Source organism: Pseudomonas veronii (genome assembly GCF_001439695.1).
GTDB lineage: Bacteria > Pseudomonadota > Gammaproteobacteria > Pseudomonadales > Pseudomonadaceae > Aquipseudomonas > Aquipseudomonas veronii.
Genome location: NZ_JYLL01000001.1, coordinates 387,953 through 414,269 on the forward strand (window position 1 = coordinate 387,953; position 26,317 = coordinate 414,269).

Here is a 26,317-nt window from a genome sequence, read left to right on the forward strand (position 1 = left end):
ATCCGCCGAATGACGCCATCAGCCTATGACGGACTCATGGCGCTGAGTTCGGAAATCATTTTTATCTGACAGACCTCTATCTCGGACAAGTCCGGCTCCGGCATTGGATCTCCAGCGTTTGAAGGACCACACTGCAGGCATGAAAAAGGCGACCCAAAGGTCGCCTTCTGTCACTGCGCGTACTGCTTGCTCAACCCCGGCGGTACGCCATGCACGTCGGTCTCTTCCCACGGCCCGTCCGGGCTGATGGAGCGGCTCCAGCCGTTGCTCCAGCGGTAGTAGGTGCGCTGGCGGTAGAAGGTGTCGGGCTGGTCTTCCAGCACATACACCTGCATCTTGCCGTCCCAGTGGCTGGCCGCGCCGGGTGGCGGGGCGAAGGTCGGCGACTTGCTCGGTGGCGCTTTCGCGGGTGCGGTGACCGGGCTGGAGGGTCTGGTGGCTGGCTTGGTCGAGGGGCCCGATGGGGGAATGGTCGGGCCGGTGGGTGCCGGAGGTGGGCGGTGGACCGCACAAGCGCTCAAGCCCAATACCAGGCTGAGCAGGGTGATGCGTGCAAGGGCGGTCATAGGCGTTTCCTCGAATTACTTGTCCGGACTGTCGATGGTCAGCTGCTGCAGCGCAGTGGTGGTGCTGGCCAGGGGTTGGCTGCGGCCGATCCACTCGCCAGTGGTCGGTTGACCGGCCCGGGATATGCGCGCAACCAGTTGGACTTCAGGGAAGTTGGACAGTTTCAACTGCGGCATCATTGCGTCGGCATCGCCCAGTTCGACGGTGACCGGCAGGTCGGCGACGGTCACACGCTTGGCCGCCAGCGGCGCCGGCGGGCCGGAGACAGCGCGGGCGAAGATGAACACGCTGTCGCTTGGCAGGGCCTTGGCCTTGATGTCGGCGGAGAGGTCCACGCGCACTTTCATCACAGCTTTTTGGGCGACGGTGCCACCGCTCGCTTTCAGCCGCTCTGCCGCGCGGTCGATCCCGCCTTGCAGGGCGACGCGGGAGTTGTCTTCGGGCGGCAGTTGCGCCAGCAGGCGGCTCCAGTAATCGATCGCCTCCTGGTAGCGCTGGCCTTCAAAGGCCGCGATGCCAAGCAGACCGAGGCTGGTGACTTCTCGCGGGTCGAGCTTGAGGGCTTCGTCGGTCAGGGCCTGGACCTTGGGCGACCACTGCTTGTTGTCGGCGAAGTACTGGGCCTGGGCCCACTGGCCCAACAGCTCCGGCTGGCGCCCGGCCAGGGCCACGGTGCGCTCGAAGACCTTGGCGGCATCGGCGGAGCGGTCCTGGGCCATGTAGGCGCGACCGAGGAAGTACAAGCCTTCTGCCGAATCCGGCTGGGCGGCGGCGGCCCGTTCCAGGCGGTGGGTCATGTCTTCCATGGACACCGGTGGCTGGGAGAATTCGCGGGTCAGTTCGACCTTGTCGCTGGCACCGAAGTGCAGATACAAGCCAATGCCCAGCACGGGCACTAAAACCGCTGCGAGCAACGGCAGCGGCTTGCCCAGACGCGATTCGCGGGGCTTTTCCATGCCTTCGGTGTCGGCCAGCAATTCGCGCGCGGCTTCGGCGCGGCCGGTGTCGAGTTGCGTGGCGTTGAGCACGCCTTCGTCCTGCTGGGTTTGCAGTTCGGCCACGCGTTCTTGATACAGCGCCACGTTCAGCGCGGTGCGATCCTCTTCGCGCTGGGCACGACGGCCGCGCAACACAGGGATCAACAGGAAACTCAGGGCAATCAGAAGCAGCAAACCGGCTGCGAGCCAGAAATCAATCATCAGTCTTGGTGTCCAGCAATTGGTCGAGGCGTTGGCGCTCGTCGGGGGATAGCGCGTCGGAACCATCGGTAGGCGCGGCGCGGCGACGGCGGACGATCACCACCATCACCACCATGCCAGCCAGCAGCAGCCCGGCGGGGCCGAACCAGAGCAGTGCGGTCTTGCCGGTGAGGGCCGGTTTGTAGCGCACGAAATCGCCGTAGCGGTCGACCATGAAGTCGATGATCTGCTGGTTGTCCTTGCCCTCCCCCAACATGCGGAAGATCTCTTTACGCAGGTCGGCGGCGATGGGCGCGTTGGAGTCGGCGATGTCCTGGTTCTGGCACTTGGGGCAGCGCAGTTCCTTGGTCAGTTCGCGAAAACGCTCACGCTCGGCGTCGTTGGCGAATTCGTAGGTGTCGATGGCGGCGTGGGCCACGCCCGCCAGGCCCAGGGCCAATACGGCAGCAGCTAACCAGCGCTTCATGGCTTGGCCTCGTCGACCAGGGCCTGATACTTGGCGGCCAGTTGTTCGCGCCAGACCACTTCATCGATCACGCCGACATACTTGTCGCGGATCACGCCCTTGGCATCGATAAAGAAGGTTTCCGGGGCGCCGTAGACGCCGAGATTCAACCCCAGGTTGCCGTCTTCATCGCGGATATCCAACTGGTACGGGTTGTGGAATTCCGCCAGCCACTTCAAGGCCGCCGCATTGTCGTCCTTGTAGTTGATGCCGTAGATCACCACGCCGTTCTCGGCGAGTTTGTTCAGCACCGGGTGTTCTACGCGGCAGGAAATGCACCAGGTGCCCCACACGTTGACCAGCGCCGGTTTGCCCAGCAAATCGGCCTGGGTCAGGGTCTTGTCGCCCTGCACCGTCGGCAGGGAAAACGCCGGGAACGGCTTGCCGATCATGGCCGAGGGCAACTCGGCCGGGTCCAGGTACAACCCGCGATACAGGAACACCGCCACCAGCAGAAACAATGCCAGCGGCACGACCATCAACCAACGCTTCATACCGCCGCTCCTTGCAGGCCCAGTGCTTCACGCACCCGGCTCTTGACCTTGACCCGATAGCGCCGGTCCAGAGCCGCGAGCACACCACCCAGACCGGTGAGCAAACCGCCGAACCAGATCCAGCGCACGAACGGTTTGACATGCACGCGCACCGCCCAGGCACCTTCGCCCAGCGGCTCACCCAGGGCGACGTAAAGGTCACGGGTGAAACCGCCGTCGATCCCGGCTTCGGTCATCATCGAACTCTGCACGGTGTACAAGCGTTTTTCCGGGTGCAGCACGGCGACTTCCTTACCGTTGCGGACTACGCGCACAGTGCCTTTGTCGGACGTGAAGTTCGGCCCTTCGAAGTGCTTGGCGCCTTCGAAGATGAAGTGGTAACCGGCCAGGTCCATGGACTCGCCGGGGGCCAGGCGCAGGTCACGCTCGGCGCTGTTCTGGCTGGAGAGCACCACGCCGAGGGCACACACGGCGATGCCGATGTGCGCAATCTGCATGCCCCAATAGCTGCGGGTCAGGGTGGGCAGGCCTTTGATCAGGCCTTTGTGACGGGTCTTGTCGACGATGTCGCGCATGCCGGCCAGCAATACCCAGGCGGCGAGCATGAACGTGGCGAGGACCGCCCAGTTGAAATCGCCATAAGCGATACCGGCGATCACGGCCAAGGCGGCGCTGCCCAGCAGCACCGGGGTCAGCATGCCCACCAGCCATTTCACCGGGGTGTCTTTCCAGCGCACCAGCACGCCGACGGCCATTACCACCATCAACAAGCCCATCAACGGAATGAACAAGGCGTTGAAATACGGCGGGCCGACCGACAGCTTGGCGCCGGTCAGCGCATCCAGCACCAGCGGGTACAGGGTGCCGAGCAGGATCATCGACGCGGCCACCACCAGCACGAGGTTGTTGCCCAGCAACAGGGTTTCCCGCGACCACAGGTTGAAGCCGACCTGGCTCTTGACCACCGGCGCGCGCAGGGCAAACAGGGTCAGGGAACCGCCGACCACACACAGCAGGAACATCAGGATGAACACACCGCGGGCAGGGTCGGACGCAAACGCGTGAACCGAAGTCAGCACGCCCGAACGCACGAGGAAAGTGCCGAGCAGGCTGAGGGAAAACGCCGCGATGGCCAGCAACACCGTCCAGCTCTTGAACACGCCGCGTTTTTCCGTGACGGCCAGCGAGTGAATCAGCGCCGTACCCACCAGCCAAGGCATGAAGGACGCGTTTTCCACCGGGTCCCAGAACCACCAGCCGCCCCAACCGAGCTCGTAATAGGCCCACCACGAACCCAGGGTGATACCGATGCCGAGGAAGGCCCAGGCGACGATGGTCCATGGCCGCGACCAGCGCGCCCAGGCCGCATCGAGGCGCCCGCCGAGCAAGGCGGCGATGGCGAAGGCGAAGGCCACGGAGAAACCGACGTAGCCCATGTAGAGCATCGGCGGGTGGACGATCAGGCCGATGTCCTGCAGCAGCGGGTTGAGGTCATGCCCGTCCACCGGAATCTGCGGCAAGATGCGGCTGAACGGGTTGGACGTCATGATCAGGAACAGCAGGAAGCCGACGCTGATCATGCCCATCACTGCCAGCACCCTGGCCAGCATGACTTGCGGCAGTTGCCGGGAGAAGATCGACACGGCGAAGGTCCAACCGCCGAGGATCAGGGCCCACAACAGCAGCGAACCTTCGTGGGCGCCCCACACGGCGCTGAACTTGTAATACCAGGGCAAGGCGCTGTTGGAGTTGCTGGCCACATAGGCGACGGAAAAATCGTCGGTCATAAAGGCGTAGGTCAGGCAACCGAACGCGAACACCAGGAAGGCAAACTGGCCCCAGGCGGCCGGCTGCGCCAGGCTCATCCACAGGCGGTCGCCGCGCCACGCGCCGAGCAACGGCACCACGGCCTGGACGATGGCGAAGCACAGGGCGAGGATCATCGCCAAATGGCCCAGCTCCGGAATAAACAGTGCGGACGTCATCACTTAGCCCTCCTTGGCTGGAGTTGGAGCGGTTTGGCCGCTGTCTTTCAACGCTTTGGTGACTTCCGGCGGCATGTATTTCTCATCGTGCTTGGCCAGTACTTCATCGGCCACCACCACACCATCGGCATTCAGTTTGCCCAGGGCGACGATGCCCTGGCCTTCGCGGAACAGGTCCGGGAGGATGCCGCGATACGTAATGGTCACGGCCTTGTTGAAGTCGGTGACCACGAAGGTGACGTCGAGAGAATCGCCGGAGCGTTTCAACGAGCCCTTCTCCACCATGCCGCCGGCGCGGATGCGCGTGCCCAGCGGTGCTTCGCCGTTGGCGATCTGGGTTGGGGTGTAGAACAGGTTGATGTTCTCCCGCAGGGCGCTCATCGCCAGGCCCACGGCAATACCGACGCCGGCCAGAATGGCAAGGATGATCAACAGACGCTTTCTACGCAGCGGATTCACTTTTCGGTCTCCCGGCGCAGACGACGCGCCTCTTGTTGCAGGTAACGCTTGCGGGCCAGGATCGGCACGGCAACGTTGAGGGCCAGTACCGCCAGGCAGATGCCGTAGGCCGTCCAGACATACAGGCCATGGTGGCCCATGGCGAGAAAATCACTGAAAGAAGCAAAACTCATCCACGCGCTCCCAGGCTGCTCTGCACTTCGGCCTTGACCCAACTGGCGCGGGCTTCACGCTTGAGCACTTCAAGGCGCATCCGCATCAGCAGCACAGCGCCGAAGAAGCAGTAGAACCCCAGCACCATCAGCAACAGCGGCGCCCACATTTCCACAGGCATCGCCGGTTTTTCGGTGAGGGTGAAGGTGGCGCCCTGGTGCAGGGTGTTCCACCACTCCACCGAGTATTTGATGATCGGGATGTTGATCACACCGACAATCGCCAGCACCGCACAGGCCTTGGCGGCGCTGTCACGATTGCTGATCGCGTTGCCCAGGGCAATCAGACCGAAGTACAGAAACAGCAGGATCAACATGGACGTTAGTCGCGCATCCCACACCCACCACGAGCCCCAGGTGGGTTTGCCCCAGATCGCGCCGGTGACCAGCGACACGGCGGTCATCCACGCACCGATGGGCGCGGCGCATTGCAGGGCGACGTCCGCGAGTTTCATCTTCCACACCAGGCCGACGATGCCGCACACCGCCAGCATCACGTAGCAGGACTGAGCCAGCATTGCGGTAGGCACGTGGATATAGATGATGCGAAAGCTGTTGCCCTGCTGGTAATCCGGCGGCGCGAAGGCCAAGCCCCAGACCAGGCCGAGGCCGATCAGCACTACGGCGGCGATGCTCAACCACGGCAGCAGCTTGCCGCTGATGCCGTAAAACCATTTGGGCGAGCCGAGCTTGTGAAACCAGGTCCAGTTCATTGCTGTTTCCATCACGGTTGCGTCTTGTATTTGCAAGAAGCGTAGGGTCTTTCTTATGTTGAAGAACGGGTTACGCGTAACCCGACTTCATTATTCGCCGACGCTGATCTTCAGGCCGGCGGCTATGGCAAAGGGTGTCAGGGTTACCGCCAGGGCGGTCAGGCTGCCAAGCCACAGGAGGTAACCGGTCGCCGGCATGCCCATGAGCGCGGCTTGCAAAGCGCCGCTGCCGAGGATCAACACCGGGATATACAAAGGCAGAATCAACAGGGCCAGCAGCAGGCCGCCGCGCTTCAAACCCACCGTCAGCGCCGCGCCCACCGCTCCCAACAGGCTGAGCGCCGGCGTGCCGAGCAACAAGGACATGAGCAATACCGGCAGGCATTCACTGGGCAACCCTAGCATCATTGCCAGCAACGGCGAGAGCAACACCAGCGCCAGGCCGGAAAACGCCCAGTGTGCCAGTACCTTGGCCAATACCAGAAGTGGCAGGGGGTGCGACGAAAGGACCCACTGTTCCAGGGAACCGTCCTCGAAATCACTGCGAAACAGCCCGTCCAGCGAGAGCAGCACGGACAAAAGGGCCGCCACCCACACCAGTCCCGGAGACAAGGTTTGCAACAGTTTAGTCTCGGGGCCGACCGCCAGCGGGAACAACGCGATGACAATCGCAAAGAACACCAGCGGATTGGCCAGTTCGGCCGGGCGCCGGCACAACAGCCGCGCCTCGCGGGCCACCAACAGCGCGAACACACTCATACCGACCACCGCCCCAGGTCCAGCTCGCGGTAACCGGCGGGCAGGCGCGTCAGGCTGTGGTGCGTCGTCAGCACGACGAGGCCGCCCTGCTCACAATGCCGCGCCAGGTGTTCTTCCAACTGGGCGACGCCTTGTTTGTCGAGGGCGGTGAAGGGTTCGTCGAGAATCCACAGCGGCGGGCCGGGCAGATACAGGCGCGCCAGGGCCACACGGCGCTGCTGGCCGGCCGACAAGGTGTGGCAGGGCACATCTTCGAAGCCCTTGAGGCCGACGGCGGCGAGTGCCTGCCAGATCGCCTCGCGGCTGGCCGGATGATGCAGGGCGCTGAGCCAACTGAGGTTTTCCTCGGCGCTGAGCACGTCTTTGATCCCGGCGGCGTGGCCGATCCAGGTGAGGTTGCGGGCCAGCTCGGTGCGTTGTTCGTTCAGGGGCTTGCCGTTGAGCCGCACTTCGCCCGCCGTGGGCTGCATCAACCCGGCCAGCAAACGCAGGAGGCTGGTCTTGCCGCTGCCGTTGGGCCCGCTGATCTGCACCATGTCACCGCCCGCCAGGCGCAGGTCGAGGTGCTCGAACAGCAGGCGCAGGTCGCGTTCACAGGCAAGCGCTACGGCTTCAAGAAGAGGGCTGGTCAAAAGATCGCGGGCCTTTACGGTTCAAGTCGGCGGTGCTGCGGCCGTTATAGAAAGGAGCACAATAACGGCTTTGGCGACCGATTTTAGAGAGCTGGATCAAATAGTTGTGAGGTTTTTACCGCTCTCATGGCAGACGGGCCGCATTATACATGCGATGCCCTACGCTAAAGAGGGCTATTTCCCCTGAGACGACACGCACGATGACCGGTGAGATCAACCTTCCTACGCTTTCTCCTGCCCCGACAGCCGGGCCGGCCCCTGCGCCGGCGCCGGCGCCAGCAACCGGTGAGTTGCTGAAACTGCTGGAGCCGCAGATCGGCTTGATCGACCCGGGAAAAACCGCGAACGCCGAAGTCATCGCACTTAAACAAGGCGGCGAAGCCTTTCAGTTGCTGCTCAAATTGACCCTCGACGGTGGCCGCCAGACGCTGGTGCAGGCCAGCAGCCCGCAACCCTTGCCGCTGGGCAGCAATGTGGCGGTGAGCCAGACGTCCGCCGGTAACCTGACCCTCAGCCTGCAGCAGGCCTTGAGCGCCAACGTCGCCGCCCTAACCCGCATCGACACCACACAAATGCCGGCGGGCACCTTGCTGCAAGCCAAAGTCCTGACCAGCCAAGCGCTGCCCCAAGGCACCACGCAACCGACGATCTACCGTTCGTTGGTGACGGTGCTCAACAGCACCCTGGCCGGCACGACCCTGACCCTGGAAAGCCCGCAACCGCTACGCGTCGGCAGCCTGCTCAGCGCTGTGGTACAGGACACGCAGACCCTGAACTTTGTGCCCTTGAGCGGGCTCAAGGATCAACTGGCCGTGACCCAGCAACTCGCCACCCAGCAAAGTCGCCAGGGCTCGTTGGATGCGGTGTTCACCGCGTTGCAACGCCTGCCCCAGGACGACAGTACGTCCGTCGAACTGCGCTCGGCCGCCACGCGGCTGCTCGCGGCATTGCCCGACCTGGCGCAAGTCAGCAATCCCAAGGTGCTGGCGCAAGTCATCCAGAACAGCGGCGCGTTTCTTGAAGCCAAGTTGCTGGCCGGGCAAAACCCGCAAATTCCACCGCTGGATATGAAAGGCGCGCTGCTGCGCCTGGTCGCCGATCTGCTGCCCGCCCTGCCCGTCAGCACCAACCTCAATGCCATCCTCGCCGCCAACACCCTGGCCCAGATACTGCCCAACTTCGTGCGCAGCCCGCTAAACACCCTCGGGCAGATCAGCGCCCGCCAGGCACCCGCCGGTTTTCCATTGCCGGAGCGGCTGATGCAACGCCTGGAAGGCGAAGGCGACCTGGAAAACCTGCTGCGCCTGGCCGCCGGGGCCATCTCGCGGTTACAGAGCCATCAGCTGTCGAGCCTGGAACAGACCGGCACCACCGCCGACGGCCGCCTGCAAACCACCTGGCAGCTGGAAATCCCCATGCGGACCCTGCAGGACATCGTGCCGCTGCAGGTCAAGTTCCAGCGCGAAGAGCCCGCGCAGGACAAGGACCAGCCTGAACGCAAGGACAAAAAAGACCCCAAGCAGATGCTCTGGCGCGTGGAACTGGCCTTCGACATGGAGCCGCTGGGGCCCTTGCAGGTCCAGGCGCAGTTGTCTCAGGGCAAACTGTCGAGCCAGTTGTGGGCGACGCGACCGTTCACCGCCAGTTTGATCGAAAGTCACTTGGGCAGTTTGCGCGAGCGCCTGGTGACGTCGGGCATCAATGTCGGCGACCTCGACTGCCACCTCGGCACGCCGCCACGCGGGCCGAAAACCGGATTGGAGCAACGCTGGGTGGACGAAACCGCATGAACAACGCCAACCCACCGCGCCAGGCCATCGCCCTCAAGTATGACGGCCAACAAGCGCCAACCCTGACCGCCAAGGGCGACGATGCCCTGGCCGAAGCGATCCTCAAGCTGGCGCGGGAAAACGAAGTGCCCATCTATGAAAACGCCGAGCTGGTGAAGCTGCTGGCGCGCATGGAACTGGGCGACAGTATCCCGGAAGAGTTGTACCGCACGATCGCCGAGATCATTGCGTTTGCCTGGACGCTGAAGGGCAAGTTTCCGGCGGGGTACGACCCGCACGCCGAGCCGGTCGAGCGCGATGTCACCGAGCGTGGCGACGACTACTGAGTAGCCCCAGACAAACAACAATCCAAATGTGGGAGGGGCAAGCCCCCTCCCACATTCAGATCGGCTTCAGTTCAGGACTTCGCTCAGGGGAATGAAATTCACCCGGTCGCCCATCGCCAGCGTCGTCCCTTCCAGCACCTCCACCAACCCTTGCGCCCACGCCGCGCTGCGCAGCACGCCGGAGCTCTGGTTGCGATAGATGACCGCCTTGCCCTGCTCGATGCGCCCGCGCAAATATTCGCGGCGGTTGCCCGGTTTGGGCCAGACGAACCCCGCCGGCACCTCGAACCGCAGCGGCTCGACCTGCGCCACACCTTGGCGGCGCAGCAGATAGGGGCGTGCCAACAGGGCAAACGTCACCAGCGTCGACGCCGGATTGCCCGGCAGGCCGATCACCGGCACGCCACGGAAATGGCCGAAGGTCAGCGGCTTGCCCGGTTTGATCGCGAGCTTCCACAAGGCCAACTCGCCTTCTTCACGCAGGGCAATGCCGAGAAAATCCGCCTCGCCCACCGACACACCGCCGGTCGACAGAATCAAGTCAACCGCGCCCAGGCCCGCCAGACACGTGCGCGTCTGGTCCAGGTCATCGGGAAGAATGCCCGCATCGATCACTTCGCATCCCAGGCGCTCCAGCCAACTGCACAGCACGCGACGGTTGCTGTTGTAGATCTGCCCTGGGCCGAGGGGCAGGCCGGGCTCGATCAACTCATCGCCGGTGGACAGCACCGCGACCCGCACGCGGCGCACCACGGCCAATTGGTCGAGACCGAGGGACGCAGCCAGGCCGAGTTCGATCGGCCCCAGGCGCGTGCCCGCGGTCAGCACCACTTCGCCGACGGTGGTTTCCTGCCCTTGCGGGCGAATGTTCTGACCGATATGCAACGGCTCGGTAAAGCTCACACGCGCGTCGGCGTGGACCACGGCGTTTTCCTGCATTTCCACGCAGTCCGCGCCTTGGGGCACGGGCGCCCCGGTGAAGATGCGTGCGCAGGTGCCGGCAGCCAATGGCGCGGGGGCCTGACCGGCGAAGATGCGCTGGCTCACCGCCAACGGTTCGCCCGTCCAGTCCGCCAGGCGCACGGCATAACCGTCCATGGCGCTGTTGGGCCACGGCGGCAGATCGAGGGTGGAGATCAAATCCTGCGCCAGTACGCGGCCATCACCCGCGGCCAGGGGCAATACCTGCCGCTCGCGAATCGGCGCGGCCTCGGCCATCTCGAGCAAGCGTTGCAGGGCTTCTTCCACCGGCATCAAGGCGCCGGTCTTGCCCGGCTTATCCACGGGATTCACAGGGTTCGGCCTGCTTCAGGTGCGGTACGAAGTTGCAGGGGCGGTGACGGTTGTCCAGTTGCTCGGCGAGGATGCCGTCCCAACCGGTACGCACGGCGTTGGTCGAACCCGGCAGGCAGCACACCAGGGTGCCGTTCGCCAGGCCGGCCAGGGCGCGGGATTGCACGGTGGAGGTGCCGATGTCGGCCACGGAGATCTGGCGGAACAGCTCGCCAAAGCCATCGACCTGTTTGTCGAGCAGGCAGCTCACCGCTTCGGGCGTGCTGTCGCGGCCGGTGAAGCCGGTGCCACCGGTGATCAGCACGACCTGCACCACGTCTTCGGCGATCCAGTGGGCCACCTGGGCGCGAATCTTGTAGAGGTCGTCCTTGAGCAGCACGCGCTCGGCCAGGAGGTGGCCGGCGGCGATCAGGCGGTCGACGAAAACCTGGCCCGAAGTGTCGGTGTCCAGGGTGCGGGTGTCGCTGACCGTCAGTACAGCGATATTCAGGGGTACAAAGGGCGCATCTGCCTTGGCTTTCATGGCACGGTCCGGTTGTCGAAGGAACAGCCCGATGTTATATCACAGGCCCCTATTTACCTGCCGCTGCGGAACCCCCATGCCCGACGATTCTTCGCCTCTGCCCTGTTCGATTCTGCTGTTGGCCGGTGGCCGCGGCCAACGCATGGGCGGACAAGACAAAGGCTTGCTGGAATGGCAGGGTCAGCCATTGATCGCGCACTTGCACCACTTGGTGCGCCCACTGACCGACGACCTGATCATCTCGTGCAACCGCAACCCGGACCGCTACACGCCGTATGCCGACCAGTTGGTGAGTGACGACAGTACGGATTTCCCCGGGCCGCTGGCCGGTATCCGCGCAGGCTTGAACGCCGCCCGCCATGAGCACTTACTGATTTTGCCGTGCGATGTGCCGCATCTTGACGCTCGACTGCTCGCCGACCTGCGCAAGACGGCGCAGCGCAATCTGCGGCTGCCGGTGATGGTGCGCCACGGTGAATTCTGGGAACCGTTGATCTGCATCATCCCCACCCACCTGCAAAGCGCGGTAGAACAGGCCTGGCAAGCCGGTGAGCGCAGCCCGCGCAAGATCTTCCTGCAGTTGGGGGGCATCGGGCTGGAATGCCCGGCAGATGATCCGCGCCTGGCCAACCTGAACACGCCTGCGCTGTTACACACCAGGCCCGACGTGTCAGAATGAACCCCGCACAAGGAACTTTGTCGACGCGCCACGCGTCACACAGTCAGCAATCAAAAAGAATTTTCTTGGAGACACACCCATGACTCAACGGACCATCGCCGCTTTCATGCTTGCACTGGGCCTCGCTACCCTTGCCGGTTGCGCCTCGCCGACAGTGATCACCCTGAATGACGGTCGCGAAATCCAGGCTGTCGATACCCCGAAATACAATGAAGATACGGGTTTCTACGAATTCGAACAGCTTGACGGCAAGCGCACCCGCATCAACAAGGATCAAGTGCGTACCGTTAAAGACCTGTAAGCCGCAACGCTTGCATACAAGGCCCGCCTCGCGCGGGCCTTGTCGTTTCTGCGGTTACCAGTCGAGCGTGATCTGGCTGCGGAAACTGCGTTCTGCACCCGTGACCGGATCGATAAAACGCACCCCCTGGGCGAGCAGCTTCAAGGGATTGGCGTAGTCGTCCACGGCATCCTTGATCACCTCGGGGTAGAACGGGTCATTGCAGATGCTCGCGCCGAGCGCCGTCATGTGTACACGCAACTGGTGCTTCTTGCCGGTCACAGGGAACAGCCCATAGCGCCATAAGTCGCCGTGGGTTTCGCGCACTTCCACGGCCGTTTCGGTGTTGCTGGCGCCCGGCCCTTCCTGCATGCGAAAGAACGGCTCGCCATCCACCAGACGGCTTTTGTGGACCAGCGGGAAGGTCAGGTTCGGCAAGGCCGGGGCGATGGCCTCGTAGAACTTGTCGATTTGACGCGTGGGAAACAACTGCTGATAGGCCGAGCGGCTTTGCGGGTTGGCCGAGAACAGCACCAGCCCCGCCGTATGCCGGTCGATGCGGTGCAGAGGCACCAGGGACGGGTTGTCCAGGCGGCGGATCAGGCGGCGCAACAGGGTTTGCTCGACGTACTCACCCGCCGGGGTGACGGGCAGAAAGTGTGGTTTGTCCGCCACCACCAGGTGTTCGTCGGCGTACAGGATGGTTTCCTGCACCGGGATGACTTTTTCGTTCGGCACTTCGCGGAAGTAGTAGATGCACAGGCCTTCCTTGTAGGCCAGGTCCAGGCGGATCGGGCTACCCTGCAGATCCAGCACCCGGCCACGGGCGATGCGGTCCAGCCACTGCGTGCGGCCGATCGCCGGGAAATGCTCGCACAGGCAGTCGAGCACCGTCGCCCAAGGGCCAGGCGGCAAGTACAGGGTGCTGGCTTGATGCTGGGACGCGGAAAAACCGGAAGTGGACATGCAGATGCTCGAAGCCTGGGAAACAGGCCGGCATTATCCCGCATGGAGCGGGATTGAGCCTAGGGCGGATCTCAGGCCTTGGCCAATTGCGCCCGCAGGATCGGCGAAGCACTGGCGGCCTCGGTAAATTCCTTGAGCCAGCGCAGCACGTCCACCGCTTCCCAACGGCCCGGATCATATAGCGCGTACAGCAAGCCCTGGTAACCCACCACATCCAACTGCTTGTGATAACCGGCGCGCTGGAACAGCGCTTCGATCTCGGCAAAGCAGGTATTGAAATGCACTTTGTTAAACGGCGTCTTGCCTTCCGTGACCAGGCCGTCGAGGCGCAGCTCGTTCACCGCATCGCGCACGACGTCGGCGGACATGCGATTAACGCTGCTTTTCAGTTGTTCAACATTCACCACGGGCGTTCCCTCTATTCAATCGCTGTACAAACATACAGTAACCCAATATTGAGAAAGCTGCCATCGCCCAAGCGCTAGAATAGGAAGGCCACCACCTGCTCCGTGTCGAACGGCCACCCCAGTTCAGCCCCGGTATCCACCCGGCGCAGCACCGGAATCGTTAGGCCATAGGCTTCAAACAAGGCTTCGGAATCGGCGATATCCACCAGCTCAACCAGCAACCCATGTTCGACCAACGGCATGATTTCTGCTTCGGCGAGCTCACACAGATGGCAACCCGAAGTAGTGAACAACTGGCATTCAGGAGGCATGACGACAGGACCTGATCAGGGATAGGCGCCCATTTTAGGCCGACTCTATAGCGCTGGCGAGCCGATAAACCCTGACCCAGATCACCATGCCCTATAACTGATTCAGCGATTCTCGCGGCTTTTTGTCCGCTCGCCCTGCAACGGAGATGCTTGTGTTCGCCAACCTGCTGATCATTCTGGCCTCATCCCTGGTGGTGATTGCGCTGTTTCGCCGGCTGCAATTGCCGCCCGTGCTGGGCTACCTGTGCGTGGGCCTGGCCGTGGGGCCGACCGCCCTCGACTGGGTGAATGACAGCGAAAACCTGCCCGACCTCGCCGAGCTGGGCGTGGTATTCCTGCTGTTTTCCCTTGGCCTGGAGTTCTCCCTGAGCAAGATGTTCGCCCTGCGCCACGTGGTATTTGGCCTGGGCAGCTTGCAAGTGCTGGGCTGCGGGTTGCTGCTGGGAGGCCTGTTGATGGCCTTTGGCGTGTCGCCGAACATCGCCTTGATGCTCGGTGCGGGGCTCGCATTGTCGTCCACGGCCATTGTCAGCAAAGAGCTGAGCAGCCTCGGGGAAATCTTCAGCAGCCACGGCCAGAACGCGATTGGCGTGCTGCTGTTCCAGGATGTAGTGGCGGTGTTGCTGCTGACCCTGGTGCCGGTGTTCGCCGGTGGCAGCGAGCAGGCCTGGTACTGGGCACTGCCGTTGACGCTGGCCAAGACATTGTTGTTGTTCGTCGGCCTGTTGCTCGCCAGCCGCTGGTTATTGCCGCGTCTGTTCCATGAAGTCGCCGCCTCCCATTCGGCCGAGCTGTTTGTGCTGCTGGCGCTGGTGATCGTGTTGCTGACCGCCTGGCTCACGCACTTGCTGGGCCTCTCCCCGGCGCTTGGCGCGTTCCTGGCCGGCATGCTGCTGGGGGAAAGCCATTACCGGCATCAGATCGAGGCGGATATCCGGCCGTTTCGCGACATTCTGCTGGGGCTGTTTTTCGTCAGCATCGGCATGCTCATCGACCTGCAACTGTTCATCAGCCACAGCCTGCTGATCCTCGGCCTGACCTTCACGCTGATGCTGACCAAGGGCTGCGTGGTCGCGGCGCTGGTCAAACTACGCGGCAGCGACCGCGAAACCGCCTGGCGCAGCGGCCTGGCCCTGGCCCAGGGCGGCGAGTTCTGTTTTGCGCTGATGGCGCAGATGCAACAGAGCCGGCTGATTCCGGATGAGTTCAACGGCTTGCTGCTGGCCGCCACCTTCTGCTCGATGCTGCTGACCCCGCTTTTGCTGCGCGCGGCACCGGGCATTGCCCTGCGCCTGCACCGTAAACCCAACCAGCAGGTGCAACTCGAAGCCATCACCGCGCTCAACGCCGAGTTACGCGACCATGCGGTGATCTGCGGCTATGGCCGCGTCGGGCAATCCATCGGGCGCTTTCTGCACCACGAAAAACAGGCGTTTATCGCCCTGGATGACAACCCGGAACGGGTGCAGGAAGCCGCCACCGAAGACAACAGCGTGCATTACGGCGACTGCCGCCGTGGCGCCCTGCTCAGCGCGGTCGGCCTGGAACGGGCGCGGCTGGTGGTCATCGCCGTGGATAACACCGAAGTCGCCCTGCTAGTGCTGAAGGAAGCCCGCCGGATCAACGCCGACGTACCGATCCTGGTACGCACCCGCGACGACAGCCAATTAGCCGAACTGAAAGCCGCGGGCGCCAGCGAAGTGGTGCCCGAGCTGCTGGAGTCGAGCCTGATGCTCGCCTCCCACGCCCTGATCCTGCTGGGCCTGCCGGACCAGCAGGTGCAAGCGCGGGTCGATGAGGTGCGGCACAACCGCTACCGTCTGCTGCACGGCTTCTACCCGCGGGCGGCCCCTGACGAAGAGGCGCCGATCAATCCTGACTGATCGCACCGATCTTGTGGATCGACAGGTCCGCGCCGTAGTACTCCTCTTCCTGACTCAGGCGCAGCCCGTGTACGCGCTTGATCACGCCATACACCAGCAGGCCGCCGGCAAACGCCACCAGCACACCCAACGCGGTGCCGATCAATTGGCTGATCAGGCTGACCCCGCCCAACCCGCCAAGGGCGGTCTGGCCGAAGATGCCGCAGGCAATGCCACCCCACACGCCACACAGGCCATGCAACGGCCAGACACCCAGCACATCGTCGATCTTCCAGCGATCCTGGGCGGCAATGAAGCACCACACAAACAAGCCACCGGCGACAACCCCCGTGACCAATGCGCCCACCGGATGCATCAGGTCGGAACCGGCACAAATCGCCACCAGCCCGGCCAGCGGGCCGTTGTGCAGGAAGCCGGGGTCATTGCGGCCAATCACCAGCGCCGCAACCGTACCGCCGACCATGGCCATCAGCGAGTTGACCGCCACCAGGCCGCTGACGCCGTTCAGGGTTTGTGCGCTCATCACGTTAAAGCCGAACCAGCCGACAATCAGAATCCAGGAGCCCAGCGCCAGGAACGGGATGCTCGACGGCGCAAACGCGACCAGGCGCCCTTCGCGATAACGCCCGTTGCGCGGCCCGAGCAACAGCACCGCCGCCAATGCCAGCCAGCCGCCCATGGCATGCACCACCACGGAACCGGCGAAGTCATGGAAGCTGGCACCGAAGGTCGCGAGCAACCAGGCCTGCACGCCGAAATTGCCGTTCCACACCATGCCTTCGAAAAACGGGTAGATAAACGCCACGATCAGCGCGGTAGCGCACAGTTGCGGAACAAATCGTGCACGCTCGGCAATGCCCCCGGAAATGATCGCCGGAATCGCCGCGGCAAAGGTCAGCAGGAAGAAGAACTTCACCAGACCATAGCCGTGATCGGCACTGATCACTGCCGCCGGTTGCATGAAGCTCACGCCATAAGAGATCCAATAGCCTATAAAGAAATAGGCCAGGGTGGAGATCGCGAAGTCACTGAGGATTTTCGACAGGGCGTTGACTTGGTTCTTCTGACGCACGGTGCCGACTTCGAGGAAGGCAAAACCGGCGTGCATGGCCAAAACCATGACCGCACCGATCAGAATGAACAGGGTGTTGGAGCTGTGGACGAGGGTGTCCACTGCGCTTTGCAGATTTTCCATGGAGGTTGGCAGGCCTGCGATAAAGGCAAAAAGCACCAAAGCGGTTCAAACCGGCGTTTCGCGCACTAAATTGGTACCACCGGCTCCGCCCCTCTTCTGAGGGCGTGAACCGCTTTAGCGCAGCGATCAGCACAACCGGCCATTCCCGACAGGGTTTTTCCGCGAGTTTCAGTTATATAGGGTAAGGTTTTCACCGGTTTGCGGCCCAACCGCCCAGATTCAGCGCAGACCCAGGGGCCTGCGCACCAAGGCAAAGCAAAAGCTGTACCAGTCATTTGCAATGAACCTTCACCGATACCGGTGACTCGAAACCACACGTACCGATCAGCCACTCACGGAGATAACCATGGCCAGCAAAACAGCACAGACGGCTCAAGAAATACTGATGGCGGATTTTCAAACGCTGGTCAGTGATACTGAAAAGTTGCTGGACGACACCGCCATCCTGGCCGGTGACCAGGCCGACGAGCTGCGCGCCAAGATCCACGACAGCCTGCTCAAGGCCCGTGAAACCCTGCAACTGACCGAAGACTCCCTGCGCGACCGCAGCAAGGCCGCCGTCACCGCGACCGAAGATTATGTGCAGGCCAACCCTTGGCAATCAGTGGGCATTGCCGCTGGCGTGGGCTTCTTGATCGGTCTGTTGGCTACAAGGCGCTAATCCTATGTCTATCGGCGAATCCGGCTCGTCCACGGGCCCAAGTTCAACGTCCCGACGCCTGGGCGCAGCCGTACTGGGCTTGCTGCACAGCCATGTCGAACTGTTCGGCATCGAGCTGCAGGAGCAGAAAGCGCGCACCGTCAGCCTGCTGCTGTTTGCCGGGCTGGCCCTGGTGTTTGCCCTGCTGTTGCTGGTGGGGTTGTCGACATTGGTGATGATTCTGGTGTGGGACACCGGCTACCGCCTGACCGGAATCATCTGCCTCTGCGTGTTCTATACCCTGGCCGCTGCATTCTGCGGTGTGCGCTTGAAGGCGGCGGTGTTCGATGAGTCCACGCCGTTCCACGCCACCCTCGAAGAGCTGGCCAATGACCGGGAGCGCCTGCTGCCATGAGCCTGACTGAAATCCCACCCACCAACTCGCGCCGGGAAATGCGCAAGGCATTGATCCGCCTGCGCATGGAAATGCACCGCCAGGAAATCCGCCACGAGTCCCAGCAACTGATGGCGCCCCTGAATAAGGTGCGCAACATGGGCCAGCACTGGCAGGACAGCCTGGGCATCAAGCATGCGCCGCTGTGGGGCGTGGCCGCAGTGACGCTGATCGGCTTCTTTACCGGCAAGGGCGCCAAGGGCGGCAGTCTCAGCAGCCTGACCCGCCTGGTACGGCTGGGCGCCGGTTTGATCCCACTGATCAAATTAGCCATGCAGGGCGCCTCACGCAAAGGTTGAGGCCTGCTGGCTGCATTCTTGCAAACAGAATCGGCCCGGCCCTCGTCAACGAGGGCCGGGCACTTTGTTGCCAACGTTTTTAAGGAGGCCCCGTGATCGACGGGCAACCGCTCGCCTGCTTCCAACCCTTCATCGACACCGCCACCGGGCGCATCGCCGGCGTCGAGGCTCTCGGCCGCCTGCGCCAGGCTGACGGTCGCCTGCTGTCGGTCGGCCCGTTGTTCGCCGACCCGCGCACCTCAGGCGTGGCCTTGCGGCGCCTGGACCGGCAGATCCGCGACAACGCCTTGAGCCGTCTGCACGAGGTACCGCAGGACTGGTTTCTGAGCCTGAATATCTCACCGCGCTGGATCAATCGCCTGCGTGCCGGCCAGGCCCTGCCCAGTTTGCAACAGGTGCAGGCTCACGGCGTCGATCCACAGCGCATCGTGTTCGAGATCACTGAGCTGGGCGGCGATATCCAGCGCCTGGCCGACGTGGTGGCGCGCTATCGCGAGGCCGGCGCGCGCATCGCCATCGATGACTTCGGCGCCGGCTATTCGCAGCTCGACCGCGTGCTGGCGTTGCAGCCGGACATTCTCAAGCTGGACATGCGCCTGTTTCAGGAGGCCGCCAAAGGGGGCCCCAGCAGTGAAGTGGTGCGGGCACTGGCGCAAATGGCGGAAAAAACCGGCTGCTGGATCATTGCCGAAGGGGTGGAGACCGAGGCGCAGTTGAGTTTTGCGCTGGAATGCGGCTCGCGGTATGTGCAGGGTTATCTGTTTGCCCAGGCGCAACTGGACTGGTTCGCCACCGATGCTTTCGTGCCGCGCTTCGCCCAACTGCGTGGCGCCTACGTGCAGAAAAAACTCGCCGAACGCGGACGCATCATGCAATTGCGCCAACAACTGGCCGAACTGATGAAAATCCTCCAGACCTGGGCCCAGGGCCAGGCGCCGCTGAGCCATTTGCCGCAATTGCCGGACTATCCCTGGCTGCTGCGGTTCTACCAGTGCGACCGGCATGGCACCCAACTGACCCCCAATTTCGAATGGCGCCAGGACGCCTGGCAAGCCGACAGCCGCTACCTCGGCCACAATTGGTCGTGGCGCCCGTATTTCTATCATCTGCTGGCCGAAGGCTGGGACGAGCGCCGCTTGACGCTGTCTTCGACCTACCGCGACGCCACCACCAACCAGTATTGCCTGACCGCCGGACAATTCTTCGATAACGGTCAGCGCTTGCTGTTAATCGATATCGACGCGGTCGGCCTGTAGATTTTCGCTTGCTCCGCCCACCCGGAACCGGGAAGCTGGGCGAGTCATTCACCGCACGGAGAGTACCCGCCTTGGATTGGCCCACCCTGCTGACTCGCGAACGTCTTGGAAAGCCCCTGCACAGCCCGGAAGAATTGGGCCGTAGCCCGTTTCACAAAGACCATGACCGCATCATTTTCTCCGGCGCGTTCCGCCGCCTGGGGCGCAAGACTCAAGTCCACCCGGTGTCGAGCAACGACCATATCCACACCCGTCTGACCCACTCCCTGGAAGTCAGCTGCGTCGGCCGCTCCCTCGGCATGCGCGTGGGCGAAACCCTGCGCAGCGCCCTGCCCGAGTGGTGCGACCCGAGCGACCTGGGCATGGTGGTGCAATCGGCCTGCCTGGCCCACGACATCGGCAACCCGCCCTTCGGACACTCCGGCGAAGACGCCATCCGCCATTGGTTCCAGCAGGCCGCCGGGCGCGGCTGGCTGGACGACATGAGCGTGGCCGAGCGCAATGACTTCCTCAATTTCGAAGGCAACGCCCAGGGCTTCAGGGTGCTGACCCAGCTGGAATACCACCAGTTCGACGGCGGCACGCGGCTGACCTACGCGACCTTGGGCACCTACCTGAAATACCCGTGGACCGCCCGCCATGCCGACTCCCTGGGCTACAAGAAACACAAGTTCGGCTGCTACCAGAGCGAACTGCCGATCCTTGAGCAGATCGCCCACAAGCTCGGCCTGCCGCAACTGGAAGAACAACGCTGGGCGCGCCATCCGCTGGTGTACTTGATGGAGGCCGCGGACGACATCTGCTACGCGCTGATCGACCTGGAAGACGGCTTGGAAATGGACTTGCTGCAATATGCCGAAGTCGAGTCGCTGCTGCTCGACCTGGTCGGCGACGACCTGCCGCAAACCTACCGGCAACTGGGCGCCCAGGATTCACGGCGGCGCAAACTGGCGATCCTGCGCGGCAAAGCCATCGAACACCTGACCAACGCCGCCGCACGCGCTTTCGTCGAACAACAGGACGCCTTGCTCGCCGGCACCTTGCACGGTGATCTGGTCGAGCATATGCACGGCCCCGCCAAACGCTGCGTGCTGGATGCCAAGGACATGGCGCGCAAGAAAATCTTCCAGGACAAGCGCAAGACCCTGCATGAAATCGGCGCCTACACCACCCTGGAAATCCTCCTCAACGCCTTCTGCGGGGCGGCGCTTGAACAGCACGGCGGGCGCACGCCGTCGTTCAAGAACCGGCGCATCCTCGACCTGCTGGGCAACAGTGCCCCCGACCCGGCCTGGTCGCTGCACGCCTCGTTCCTGCGGATGATCGATTTCATCGCCGGCATGACCGACAGCTACGCCACCGAGATGGCGCGGGAAATGACCGGGCGTTCCAGCCCGCAATAGATGACTGATCCAGCTGCCTGTTGCCTGAACAGAATCTACCTACGAAGGGAACAGAGCGGCCTGATCGAATCAGTACAAACACCCGATGAATAATCACGCACGCTCTTAAAGGGCATAGGGCGCCTTCCTACGCCCCGCCCAATCGCCGCTTGACTCACCGTGTGCCCTTCCTATGTTCAAGAATTGCCTTCGCATCCTGTTGGTGGAGGATCACCCCTTTCAGCTCCTGGCAACCCAGTGCCTGCTCAACAGCTTCGGCTTCGAGCACCTGACCCTGGCGGAAAACGCCGAACAGGCGATCCGCTTGATGACCCAGTCCGAACGTCCCTTCGACCTCATGCTGTGCGACCAATGCCTGCCAGATCTGCCCGGGCTTGAGTTAGTCGAAATCGCCGGTCGGCGGGGGTTTATCGCAGGGGCGATCCTGTTGAGCGGGCTGCCCCTGCCCGAACTGGCGAATCTGAAGACTCAAGCCTTACAACGTAACTTGCCGTTACTTGGTTATTTATCAAAACCGTTAAACCGGGACGAACTAATGACGCTGATAAGCCCGCTGTAAATGTAGGAATTTAAACATCTCCACATAGGAAAAACTCACCACAATAACCGCTTAACCGGTGGGCCAAGGCCCGAACCCGCATCGCCGACCGAATTCTGAAACAGACGTCCACAAAGCCTTGATAGATCGTAAGGCAATACCTTTTTTAATGTAGGAATATTCCTGTTCTGTATCTACGCCCCCTCACCTCCATGCTCCCGCCTCGCCTTCTGAGCTAATGTGCCCGCTTTATTTGCACTTGCATGGAATGTGATTATGAACACAGTTTTCATCATTGATGACCATCCTGTTATCAGGCTGGCGATTCGTATGTTGTTGGAACACGAAGGCTATAAAGTCGTCGGCGAAACGGATAACGGTTGTGATGCAATACAAATGGTTCGCGAATGCCTTCCAGACCTGATCATTCTGGATATCAGTATTCCAAAACTTGATGGCCTCGAAGTGCTGTGCCGATTTAACGCAATGAATACTTCGATGAAAACCCTGATTTTGACGGCCCAATGCCCAACCCTGTTCGCCACCCGCTGCATGCGCTCGGGCGCCGATGGCTATGTGTGCAAAGAGGGCGACCTGAGTGAACTGCTGAGTGCCATCCGCGCTGTATTATCCGGCTACAACTACTTCCCCAGCCAGGCATTGAACGCCTGCGGCCCGGACAGTAATTCCCAGGAACTGGAACTGTTCAAGGCAGTGAATGATCGCGAATTAATGGTCTTGCAACTTTTTGCACAAGGTCGCACCAACAAGGAAATTGCCAAAGGTATGTTTCTCAGTAACAAAACCGTCAGCACCTACAAAAAGAGGCTTATGCAAAAACTCAAAGCCAAGTCCTTGGTAGAACTTATCGAGTTGGCAAAACGAAACGCGCTAGTGTGAGAAAGCGGATGCCCAGGCGTATAAAGGACTATCTGATCATATTGAGCGCAGGCGTGTGCTTGAGCACCTCTGTGCTCGCTGCTCAAACGGAACCGGAACACTTCACCTTATTGAGCCGCGCAGGCGCCGTTCAACTGGACACTCAACTGGACAAGACGCAACGCCAGTGGCTGCAGAACAAACGCGAACTGGTGCTCGGCGCGGCAGCTCCCGATTACCCGCCCTTCGACCTCACGGCCAGCGGACGCGACTATGAGGGGCTCACGGCCGATTACGCCGGGCTGTTGGCCAAGGCGCTAGCGCTCCCCGTCAGGGTGCTGCGCTACCCCAACCGGGAAGCCTCCATCCAGGCGCTTGAAGCCGGTGAAATCGACCTGCTGGGCTCGTCCAATGGTTTTGAGGCCACCAACCCGCTGCTCACCCTTTCAGCACCGTATGCCGTGGACCAGCCAGTGCTGGTGACACGCGAGGGCGAAACCCGCAGCCTCAGTGAGGGCCTGGCCGGGCTGCGCCTGAGCCTGGTCTATCACTACCTGCCGCTGGGCGAAGTCGAGAAGCTGTATCCCGAGGCGATCATCCACACCTACCCCTCTTATCAGAACGCCCTGAATGCAGTGGCATTCGACCAGGCGGATGTGTTTCTCGGCGACACCATTTCCACCCATTACATGATCAACAAGGGCTATCTGAAAAATATCCGCATGGCCAACTTCGGCAAGCACGAAGCCTATGGTTTCAGCTTTGCCGTGCGCCAGGACCAGCACACCCTCTTGAGCATCCTCAACGCGGTGCTGGCGGCGGTGCCGACCAATGAGCAGGAGAGCATTGCCAAACGCTGGAGTGCGGGCAGCGACATCCTGCTCACCGCGCAAAAACTGCAGCTGACGCAACGCGAAGAACGCTGGCTGAAGACGCACCCAGTGGTCCGGGTAATCGCCAACGAAACCTTCGCGCCATTGACCTTCTTCGATGCCGACGGCAACTTCCGCGGCATCACTGCCGACCTCCTGGAGCTGATCCGCCTGCGCACCGGGTTGCGCTTCGAGATCCTGCGCGCACGCGATGTCAACGCGATGATCGAGCAAATCGATACCGGCAAAGCCGACCTCATCGGCGCCATCATTCCCAGCACGGAACGGGAAGCTCAACTGAACTTCAGTCGTCCCTATCTGGAAAACTCCTACGTATTGCTCACGCGCAAGGAACCCAACGCCCCATCGAATCTTGAACAGATGGCAGGCAAGCGCCTGGCGATCACCCAAGGCAACCCTCTGGAAAGCCTTCTGCGCAAGGATTTCCCGCACATTCGCCTGGTGGAAACCAGTGATACATTCAAGGCCTCGGAACTCCTGGCCCAGGGGCATGTGGAAGGCGCGGTGAACTCGTTGGTGGTCGCCAACTATTTCCTGTCCTCCCAAGTGTTTCAGGACAAACTGCAGATCAGCGGCAGCATCGGCACCCTCCCCGCAGTCTTTGCGCTGGCCACGTCACGGGGTGCCACCGAGTTGAGCGCGATCCTCGACAAGGCGCTGCTGAGCATCGCCCCCGATGAGCTCGGGGTGATCAACAGCCGTTGGCGAGGCTACGCCGCCGCCTCCGACAGCTACTGGCGCAACTACCACCACCTGATTGCCCAGATCATCCTCGTCACCGGCCTGCTGCTGCTGATTTCCCTGACCTGGAACGCCTACATGCGCCGGGAGATCAAGCACCGCAAGATGGCCGAACGGGCCCTCAACGACCAGTTCGAATTCATGCGCGCACTGGTCAACGAAACGCCGCACCCGATCTATGTCCGCGACCGCAACGGCCTGTTGCAGACCTGCAACGACAGCTACCTGCAGGTGTTCGACGTCAAGCGCGAAGAGGTCATCGGCAAAAGTGTGATGCAGATGAGCACGGCCCAGGCAACCGAAGCGGCTCAGTATCACGCCGACTATCTGCGCGTGGTCGCCGAGGGCAACCCGCTGATCCTTGATCGCACCCTGCTCATCAATGGCAAAAAGCTGACGATCTACCACTGGATACTGCCCTACCGCGACTCCACCGGCGAAGTCCAGGGCATCATCGGCGGCTGGATCGACATCAGCGAACGACGCCAACTGTTCGATGAGCTGCGCGCCGCCAAGGAACGTGCCGACGAAGCCAACCGTGCCAAGAGCACCTTTCTGGCAACCATGAGCCACGAAATCCGCACCCCGATGAACGCGGTGATCGGCATGCTCGAACTGACCCTCAAGCGCGCCGACCAGGGGCATCTCGACCGCCCGGCGATCGAAGTCGCCTACCACTCGGCCAAGGACCTGCTGGAGCTGATCGGCGATATTCTGGACATCGCGCGGATCGAATCCGGCCGCCTGAGCCTGGCACCGGAGCGTGTGAACCTGCGGGAAGTGATCGAGTCGGTGGTGCGGGTGTTCGACGGCCTGGCACGCCAGAAAACCCTGAGTTTGCTGCTGGAGTTCAAGCCCGAACTCGATGACACCGACGTGCTGATCGACCCGCTGCGCTTCAAGCAGGTGCTGTCCAACCTGGTGAGCAATGCGATCAAGTTCACCGAGCGCGGGCAGGTAAAGATCAAGGTGCAGGTGCAAGCCACCGAATTGGCACAGCAGGTCGAAATGAAGCTGGTGGTCGAAGACACGGGGATCGGCATCAGCCGCGACGACCAGTTGCGCCTGTTCGAACCCTTTGCCCAGGCCGACAATTCCGGGCAATTGGCCCGCAGCGGCGCGGGCCTGGGGCTGGTGATCTGCCGCAGCCTGTGCGCGATGATGGGCGGGCAACTGAGCCTGAGCAGCGTGCCCATGGTCGGCACCCAGGTGCATGTCAGCCTGAAGATGAACTGCCTGCAGCCCATCCAGGCCGCGGATGAACCCCTGCCGGCTGCGCCCGCACCGGCGCCGGTGCTCAACGTGCTGGTGGTGGATGATCATCCGGCGAATCGCCTGCTGATGTGCCAGCAACTGGGTTACCTGGGCCACCAGTTCACCGCAGCCCAACATGGCGCCGCCGGGTTCCAGGCCTGGCGCCAGGCACACTTCGACCTGGTGATCGCCGACTGCAACATGCCCATCATGAATGGCTATGAGTTAAGCCGCTCGATCCGTGAGTATGAGCAGCGGGAGCAACTGACACCCTGCGTGGTCCTGGGGTTTACCGCCAACGCCCAGCCCGAAGAGAAACTGCGCTGCGCCGAAGCCGGGATGAACGACTGCCTGTTCAAACCGATCAGCCTCACGGCGCTGGAACGGCAACTGGCGCAGATCGCGCCGCAGCCGTCCGGCCCGCGACTCGACCTCAGCCACCTGGATGCGCTGACGGGCGGCGATCCGCAACTGACTCGGCGGCTGCTTGAGGAACTGCTGAGCAGCAGTTGTCACGATCGCCAGATATTGGTCACGTTGTGGGCCCAGCAGGCTTCACCGCAGGACATCATCGAGCAGGCCCACAAGATCAAGGGCGCTGCGCGTATCGTCCAGGCCAGTGTACTGGCGGCGCAATGCGAAGCGCTGGAGCAGGCCTGCGCCCGCGGCGATGATCGGGCGGTGATCGAAACCGGTATCAAGACCCTGGAAAAGTGCATGCTGGAACTGGAGCGCCTGCTGCACATGCAACTCAACGGCCTGGGCTCTCCAGGGTAGGCAGG

General features: G+C 62.4%; 29 protein-coding genes. 13 read left to right on the top strand and 16 right to left on the bottom strand.

From position 1 onward, the window contains the following. Positions 1-170: 170 nt before the first annotated feature. From TU80_RS01665 to ccmA, 10 genes are all read right to left on the bottom strand, one after another. Entirely contained in the window at positions 171-566 is a 396-nt protein-coding gene (locus TU80_RS01665; RefSeq protein ID WP_017849443.1) for a hypothetical protein, read from the bottom strand. Positions 567-581: 15 nt separating this feature from the next. Next, a complete protein-coding gene (gene ccmI, locus TU80_RS01670) occupies positions 582-1,766 on the bottom strand; it encodes a c-type cytochrome biogenesis protein CcmI (protein WP_057003715.1) in 1,185 nt (394 codons plus the stop codon). After that, positions 1,759-2,232 (bottom strand): cytochrome c-type biogenesis protein, encoded by a 474-nt coding sequence (locus TU80_RS01675; RefSeq protein WP_017849441.1) that lies wholly within the window; start codon positions 2,230-2,232, stop codon positions 1,759-1,761. The genes ccmI and TU80_RS01675 overlap by 8 nt, the downstream gene beginning before the upstream one ends. Further along, on the bottom strand, positions 2,229-2,765 hold the full coding sequence (locus tag TU80_RS01680; protein ID WP_017849440.1) for a DsbE family thiol:disulfide interchange protein: 537 nt from the start codon (positions 2,763-2,765) through the stop codon (positions 2,229-2,231). Before TU80_RS01680 ends, TU80_RS01675 begins: the two co-directional genes overlap by 4 nt. After that, positions 2,762-4,750, bottom strand: a complete 1,989-nt coding sequence (locus TU80_RS01685; RefSeq protein WP_017849439.1) for a heme lyase CcmF/NrfE family subunit — start codon at positions 4,748-4,750, stop codon at positions 2,762-2,764. The genes TU80_RS01680 and TU80_RS01685 overlap by 4 nt, the downstream gene beginning before the upstream one ends. 3 nt (positions 4,751-4,753) lie before the next feature. Continuing rightward, positions 4,754-5,209 carry a cytochrome c maturation protein CcmE gene (gene ccmE / locus TU80_RS01690; RefSeq protein WP_057003716.1) on the bottom strand — a complete coding sequence of 152 codons (456 nt, stop codon included), beginning with the start codon at positions 5,207-5,209 and terminating at the stop codon, positions 4,754-4,756. Then, positions 5,206-5,382 carry a heme exporter protein CcmD gene (ccmD, locus tag TU80_RS01695; protein WP_017849437.1) on the bottom strand — a complete coding sequence of 59 codons (177 nt, stop codon included), beginning with the start codon at positions 5,380-5,382 and terminating at the stop codon, positions 5,206-5,208. The genes ccmE and ccmD overlap by 4 nt, the downstream gene beginning before the upstream one ends. Further along, the gene (locus TU80_RS01700; protein WP_017849436.1) at positions 5,379-6,134 is read right to left on the bottom strand and encodes a heme ABC transporter permease; all 756 of its coding nucleotides are present in this window, start codon (positions 6,132-6,134) and stop codon (positions 5,379-5,381) included. The genes ccmD and TU80_RS01700 overlap by 4 nt, the downstream gene beginning before the upstream one ends. A gap of 90 nt (positions 6,135-6,224) precedes the next feature. Then, the gene (gene ccmB, locus TU80_RS01705) at positions 6,225-6,893 is read right to left on the bottom strand and encodes a heme exporter protein CcmB (protein ID WP_017849435.1); all 669 of its coding nucleotides are present in this window, start codon (positions 6,891-6,893) and stop codon (positions 6,225-6,227) included. Continuing rightward, on the bottom strand, positions 6,890-7,525 hold the full coding sequence (gene ccmA, locus TU80_RS01710) for a cytochrome c biogenesis heme-transporting ATPase CcmA (protein ID WP_017849434.1): 636 nt from the start codon (positions 7,523-7,525) through the stop codon (positions 6,890-6,892). The genes ccmB and ccmA overlap by 4 nt, the downstream gene beginning before the upstream one ends. Before the next feature lie 200 nt (positions 7,526-7,725). Between ccmA and fliK the strand changes: the two genes are divergently transcribed. Next, complete coding sequence (gene fliK, locus TU80_RS01715) at positions 7,726-9,315, top strand: flagellar hook-length control protein FliK (RefSeq protein WP_057003717.1); 1,590 nt, start codon at positions 7,726-7,728, stop codon at positions 9,313-9,315. Further along, positions 9,312-9,641: an EscU/YscU/HrcU family type III secretion system export apparatus switch protein gene (locus tag TU80_RS01720; protein WP_046384221.1), complete on the top strand. Its 330-nt coding sequence runs from the start codon at positions 9,312-9,314 to the stop codon at positions 9,639-9,641. Before fliK ends, TU80_RS01720 begins: the two co-directional genes overlap by 4 nt. A gap of 66 nt (positions 9,642-9,707) precedes the next feature. On the opposite strand, the gene TU80_RS01725 is transcribed toward TU80_RS01720, so the two are convergent. Together TU80_RS01725 and moaB are read right to left on the bottom strand one after the other, a co-directional pair. Continuing rightward, positions 9,708-10,934 carry a molybdopterin molybdotransferase MoeA gene (locus tag TU80_RS01725; RefSeq protein ID WP_057003718.1) on the bottom strand — a complete coding sequence of 409 codons (1,227 nt, stop codon included), beginning with the start codon at positions 10,932-10,934 and terminating at the stop codon, positions 9,708-9,710. After that, the gene (gene moaB, locus TU80_RS01730; protein WP_017849430.1) at positions 10,918-11,457 is read right to left on the bottom strand and encodes a molybdenum cofactor biosynthesis protein B; all 540 of its coding nucleotides are present in this window, start codon (positions 11,455-11,457) and stop codon (positions 10,918-10,920) included. The genes TU80_RS01725 and moaB overlap by 17 nt, the downstream gene beginning before the upstream one ends. A gap of 76 nt (positions 11,458-11,533) precedes the next feature. Here moaB and mobA point away from each other — a divergent pair, with 76 nt between their 5' ends. Then, positions 11,534-12,136 carry a molybdenum cofactor guanylyltransferase MobA gene (gene mobA / locus TU80_RS01735; RefSeq protein WP_057003719.1) on the top strand — a complete coding sequence of 201 codons (603 nt, stop codon included), beginning with the start codon at positions 11,534-11,536 and terminating at the stop codon, positions 12,134-12,136. Positions 12,137-12,215: 79 nt separating this feature from the next. Further along, the gene (locus tag TU80_RS01740; protein ID WP_017849428.1) at positions 12,216-12,437 is read left to right on the top strand and encodes a YgdI/YgdR family lipoprotein; all 222 of its coding nucleotides are present in this window, start codon (positions 12,216-12,218) and stop codon (positions 12,435-12,437) included. 54 nt (positions 12,438-12,491) lie between these two features. On the opposite strand, the gene TU80_RS01745 is transcribed toward TU80_RS01740, so the two are convergent. The 3 genes from TU80_RS01745 to TU80_RS01755 form a co-directional block, all read right to left on the bottom strand. Next, the gene (locus TU80_RS01745) at positions 12,492-13,382 is read right to left on the bottom strand and encodes a pseudouridine synthase (protein ID WP_046384224.1); all 891 of its coding nucleotides are present in this window, start codon (positions 13,380-13,382) and stop codon (positions 12,492-12,494) included. Between the two features lie 71 nt (positions 13,383-13,453). Next, on the bottom strand, positions 13,454-13,789 hold the full coding sequence (locus TU80_RS01750; RefSeq protein WP_017529348.1) for a hypothetical protein: 336 nt from the start codon (positions 13,787-13,789) through the stop codon (positions 13,454-13,456). A 74-nt stretch (positions 13,790-13,863) separates the two neighbouring features. Then, positions 13,864-14,100 carry a glutaredoxin family protein gene (locus TU80_RS01755; RefSeq protein ID WP_046384225.1) on the bottom strand — a complete coding sequence of 79 codons (237 nt, stop codon included), beginning with the start codon at positions 14,098-14,100 and terminating at the stop codon, positions 13,864-13,866. Between the two features lie 152 nt (positions 14,101-14,252). Here TU80_RS01755 and TU80_RS01760 point away from each other — a divergent pair, with 152 nt between their 5' ends. After that, positions 14,253-15,983: a cation:proton antiporter gene (locus tag TU80_RS01760; RefSeq protein ID WP_026140340.1), complete on the top strand. Its 1,731-nt coding sequence runs from the start codon at positions 14,253-14,255 to the stop codon at positions 15,981-15,983. On the opposite strand, the gene TU80_RS01765 is transcribed toward TU80_RS01760, so the two are convergent. Next, positions 15,970-17,178, bottom strand: coding sequence for an ammonium transporter (locus TU80_RS01765; protein ID WP_026140339.1), 1,209 nt, complete (start codon positions 17,176-17,178; stop codon positions 15,970-15,972). The two genes, TU80_RS01760 and TU80_RS01765, sit on opposite strands and share 14 nt — an antisense overlap. A gap of 346 nt (positions 17,179-17,524) precedes the next feature. Between TU80_RS01765 and TU80_RS01770 the strand changes: the two genes are divergently transcribed. The 8 genes from TU80_RS01770 to TU80_RS01805 all read left to right on the top strand — a co-directional run bounded on the left by TU80_RS01770 (position 17,525) and on the right by TU80_RS01805 (position 26,312). Continuing rightward, entirely contained in the window at positions 17,525-17,839 is a 315-nt protein-coding gene (locus tag TU80_RS01770; protein WP_017849423.1) for an ElaB/YgaM/YqjD family protein, read from the top strand. A 4-nt stretch (positions 17,840-17,843) separates the two neighbouring features. Then, positions 17,844-18,233 (top strand): phage holin family protein, encoded by a 390-nt coding sequence (locus TU80_RS01775; protein WP_017849422.1) that lies wholly within the window; start codon positions 17,844-17,846, stop codon positions 18,231-18,233. After that, positions 18,230-18,571: a hypothetical protein gene (locus TU80_RS01780; protein ID WP_017849421.1), complete on the top strand. Its 342-nt coding sequence runs from the start codon at positions 18,230-18,232 to the stop codon at positions 18,569-18,571. Before TU80_RS01775 ends, TU80_RS01780 begins: the two co-directional genes overlap by 4 nt. 92 nt (positions 18,572-18,663) lie before the next feature. Beyond that, positions 18,664-19,827 carry an EAL domain-containing protein gene (locus TU80_RS01785; RefSeq protein ID WP_057003720.1) on the top strand — a complete coding sequence of 388 codons (1,164 nt, stop codon included), beginning with the start codon at positions 18,664-18,666 and terminating at the stop codon, positions 19,825-19,827. A 71-nt stretch (positions 19,828-19,898) separates the two neighbouring features. Beyond that, the gene (locus tag TU80_RS01790; RefSeq protein WP_017849419.1) at positions 19,899-21,230 is read left to right on the top strand and encodes a deoxyguanosinetriphosphate triphosphohydrolase; all 1,332 of its coding nucleotides are present in this window, start codon (positions 19,899-19,901) and stop codon (positions 21,228-21,230) included. 172 nt (positions 21,231-21,402) lie between these two features. Then, a complete protein-coding gene (locus tag TU80_RS01795) occupies positions 21,403-21,789 on the top strand; it encodes a response regulator (protein ID WP_017849418.1) in 387 nt (128 codons plus the stop codon). A 255-nt stretch (positions 21,790-22,044) separates the two neighbouring features. Then, the gene (locus tag TU80_RS01800; protein WP_017849417.1) at positions 22,045-22,668 is read left to right on the top strand and encodes a response regulator transcription factor; all 624 of its coding nucleotides are present in this window, start codon (positions 22,045-22,047) and stop codon (positions 22,666-22,668) included. 8 nt (positions 22,669-22,676) lie between these two features. Continuing rightward, positions 22,677-26,312, top strand: coding sequence for a transporter substrate-binding domain-containing protein (locus tag TU80_RS01805; RefSeq protein ID WP_082643796.1), 3,636 nt, complete (start codon positions 22,677-22,679; stop codon positions 26,310-26,312). Positions 26,313-26,317 lie beyond the last annotated feature (5 nt).

Coding starts and splice junctions, on each gene's coding strand:
- TU80_RS01685 (WP_017849439.1), bottom strand. CDS start 4,750: ATGACGTCCGCACTGTTTATTCCGGAGCTGGGCCATTTGGCGATGATC.
- TU80_RS01700 (WP_017849436.1), bottom strand. CDS start 6,134: ATGAACTGGACCTGGTTTCACAAGCTCGGCTCGCCCAAATGGTTTTAC.
- TU80_RS01745 (WP_046384224.1), bottom strand. CDS start 13,382: ATGTCCACTTCCGGTTTTTCCGCGTCCCAGCATCAAGCCAGCACCCTG.
- moaB (WP_017849430.1), bottom strand. CDS start 11,457: ATGAAAGCCAAGGCAGATGCGCCCTTTGTACCCCTGAATATCGCTGTA.
- TU80_RS01755 (WP_046384225.1), bottom strand. CDS start 14,100: ATGCCTCCTGAATGCCAGTTGTTCACTACTTCGGGTTGCCATCTGTGT.
- ccmI (WP_057003715.1), bottom strand. CDS start 1,766: ATGATTGATTTCTGGCTCGCAGCCGGTTTGCTGCTTCTGATTGCCCTG.
- TU80_RS01795 (WP_017849418.1), top strand. CDS start 21,403: ATGTTCAAGAATTGCCTTCGCATCCTGTTGGTGGAGGATCACCCCTTT.
- TU80_RS01680 (WP_017849440.1), bottom strand. CDS start 2,765: ATGAAGCGTTGGTTGATGGTCGTGCCGCTGGCATTGTTTCTGCTGGTG.
- TU80_RS01665 (WP_017849443.1), bottom strand. CDS start 566: ATGACCGCCCTTGCACGCATCACCCTGCTCAGCCTGGTATTGGGCTTG.
- fliK (WP_057003717.1), top strand. CDS start 7,726: ATGACCGGTGAGATCAACCTTCCTACGCTTTCTCCTGCCCCGACAGCC.
- TU80_RS01780 (WP_017849421.1), top strand. CDS start 18,230: ATGAGCCTGACTGAAATCCCACCCACCAACTCGCGCCGGGAAATGCGC.
- TU80_RS01765 (WP_026140339.1), bottom strand. CDS start 17,178: ATGGAAAATCTGCAAAGCGCAGTGGACACCCTCGTCCACAGCTCCAAC.
- TU80_RS01800 (WP_017849417.1), top strand. CDS start 22,045: ATGAACACAGTTTTCATCATTGATGACCATCCTGTTATCAGGCTGGCG.
- ccmD (WP_017849437.1), bottom strand. CDS start 5,382: ATGAGTTTTGCTTCTTTCAGTGATTTTCTCGCCATGGGCCACCATGGC.
- TU80_RS01805 (WP_082643796.1), top strand. CDS start 22,677: ATGCCCAGGCGTATAAAGGACTATCTGATCATATTGAGCGCAGGCGTG.
- TU80_RS01775 (WP_017849422.1), top strand. CDS start 17,844: ATGTCTATCGGCGAATCCGGCTCGTCCACGGGCCCAAGTTCAACGTCC.
- TU80_RS01720 (WP_046384221.1), top strand. CDS start 9,312: ATGAACAACGCCAACCCACCGCGCCAGGCCATCGCCCTCAAGTATGAC.
- TU80_RS01675 (WP_017849441.1), bottom strand. CDS start 2,232: ATGAAGCGCTGGTTAGCTGCTGCCGTATTGGCCCTGGGCCTGGCGGGC.
- mobA (WP_057003719.1), top strand. CDS start 11,534: ATGCCCGACGATTCTTCGCCTCTGCCCTGTTCGATTCTGCTGTTGGCC.
- TU80_RS01740 (WP_017849428.1), top strand. CDS start 12,216: ATGACTCAACGGACCATCGCCGCTTTCATGCTTGCACTGGGCCTCGCT.
- ccmB (WP_017849435.1), bottom strand. CDS start 6,893: ATGAGTGTGTTCGCGCTGTTGGTGGCCCGCGAGGCGCGGCTGTTGTGC.
- TU80_RS01770 (WP_017849423.1), top strand. CDS start 17,525: ATGGCCAGCAAAACAGCACAGACGGCTCAAGAAATACTGATGGCGGAT.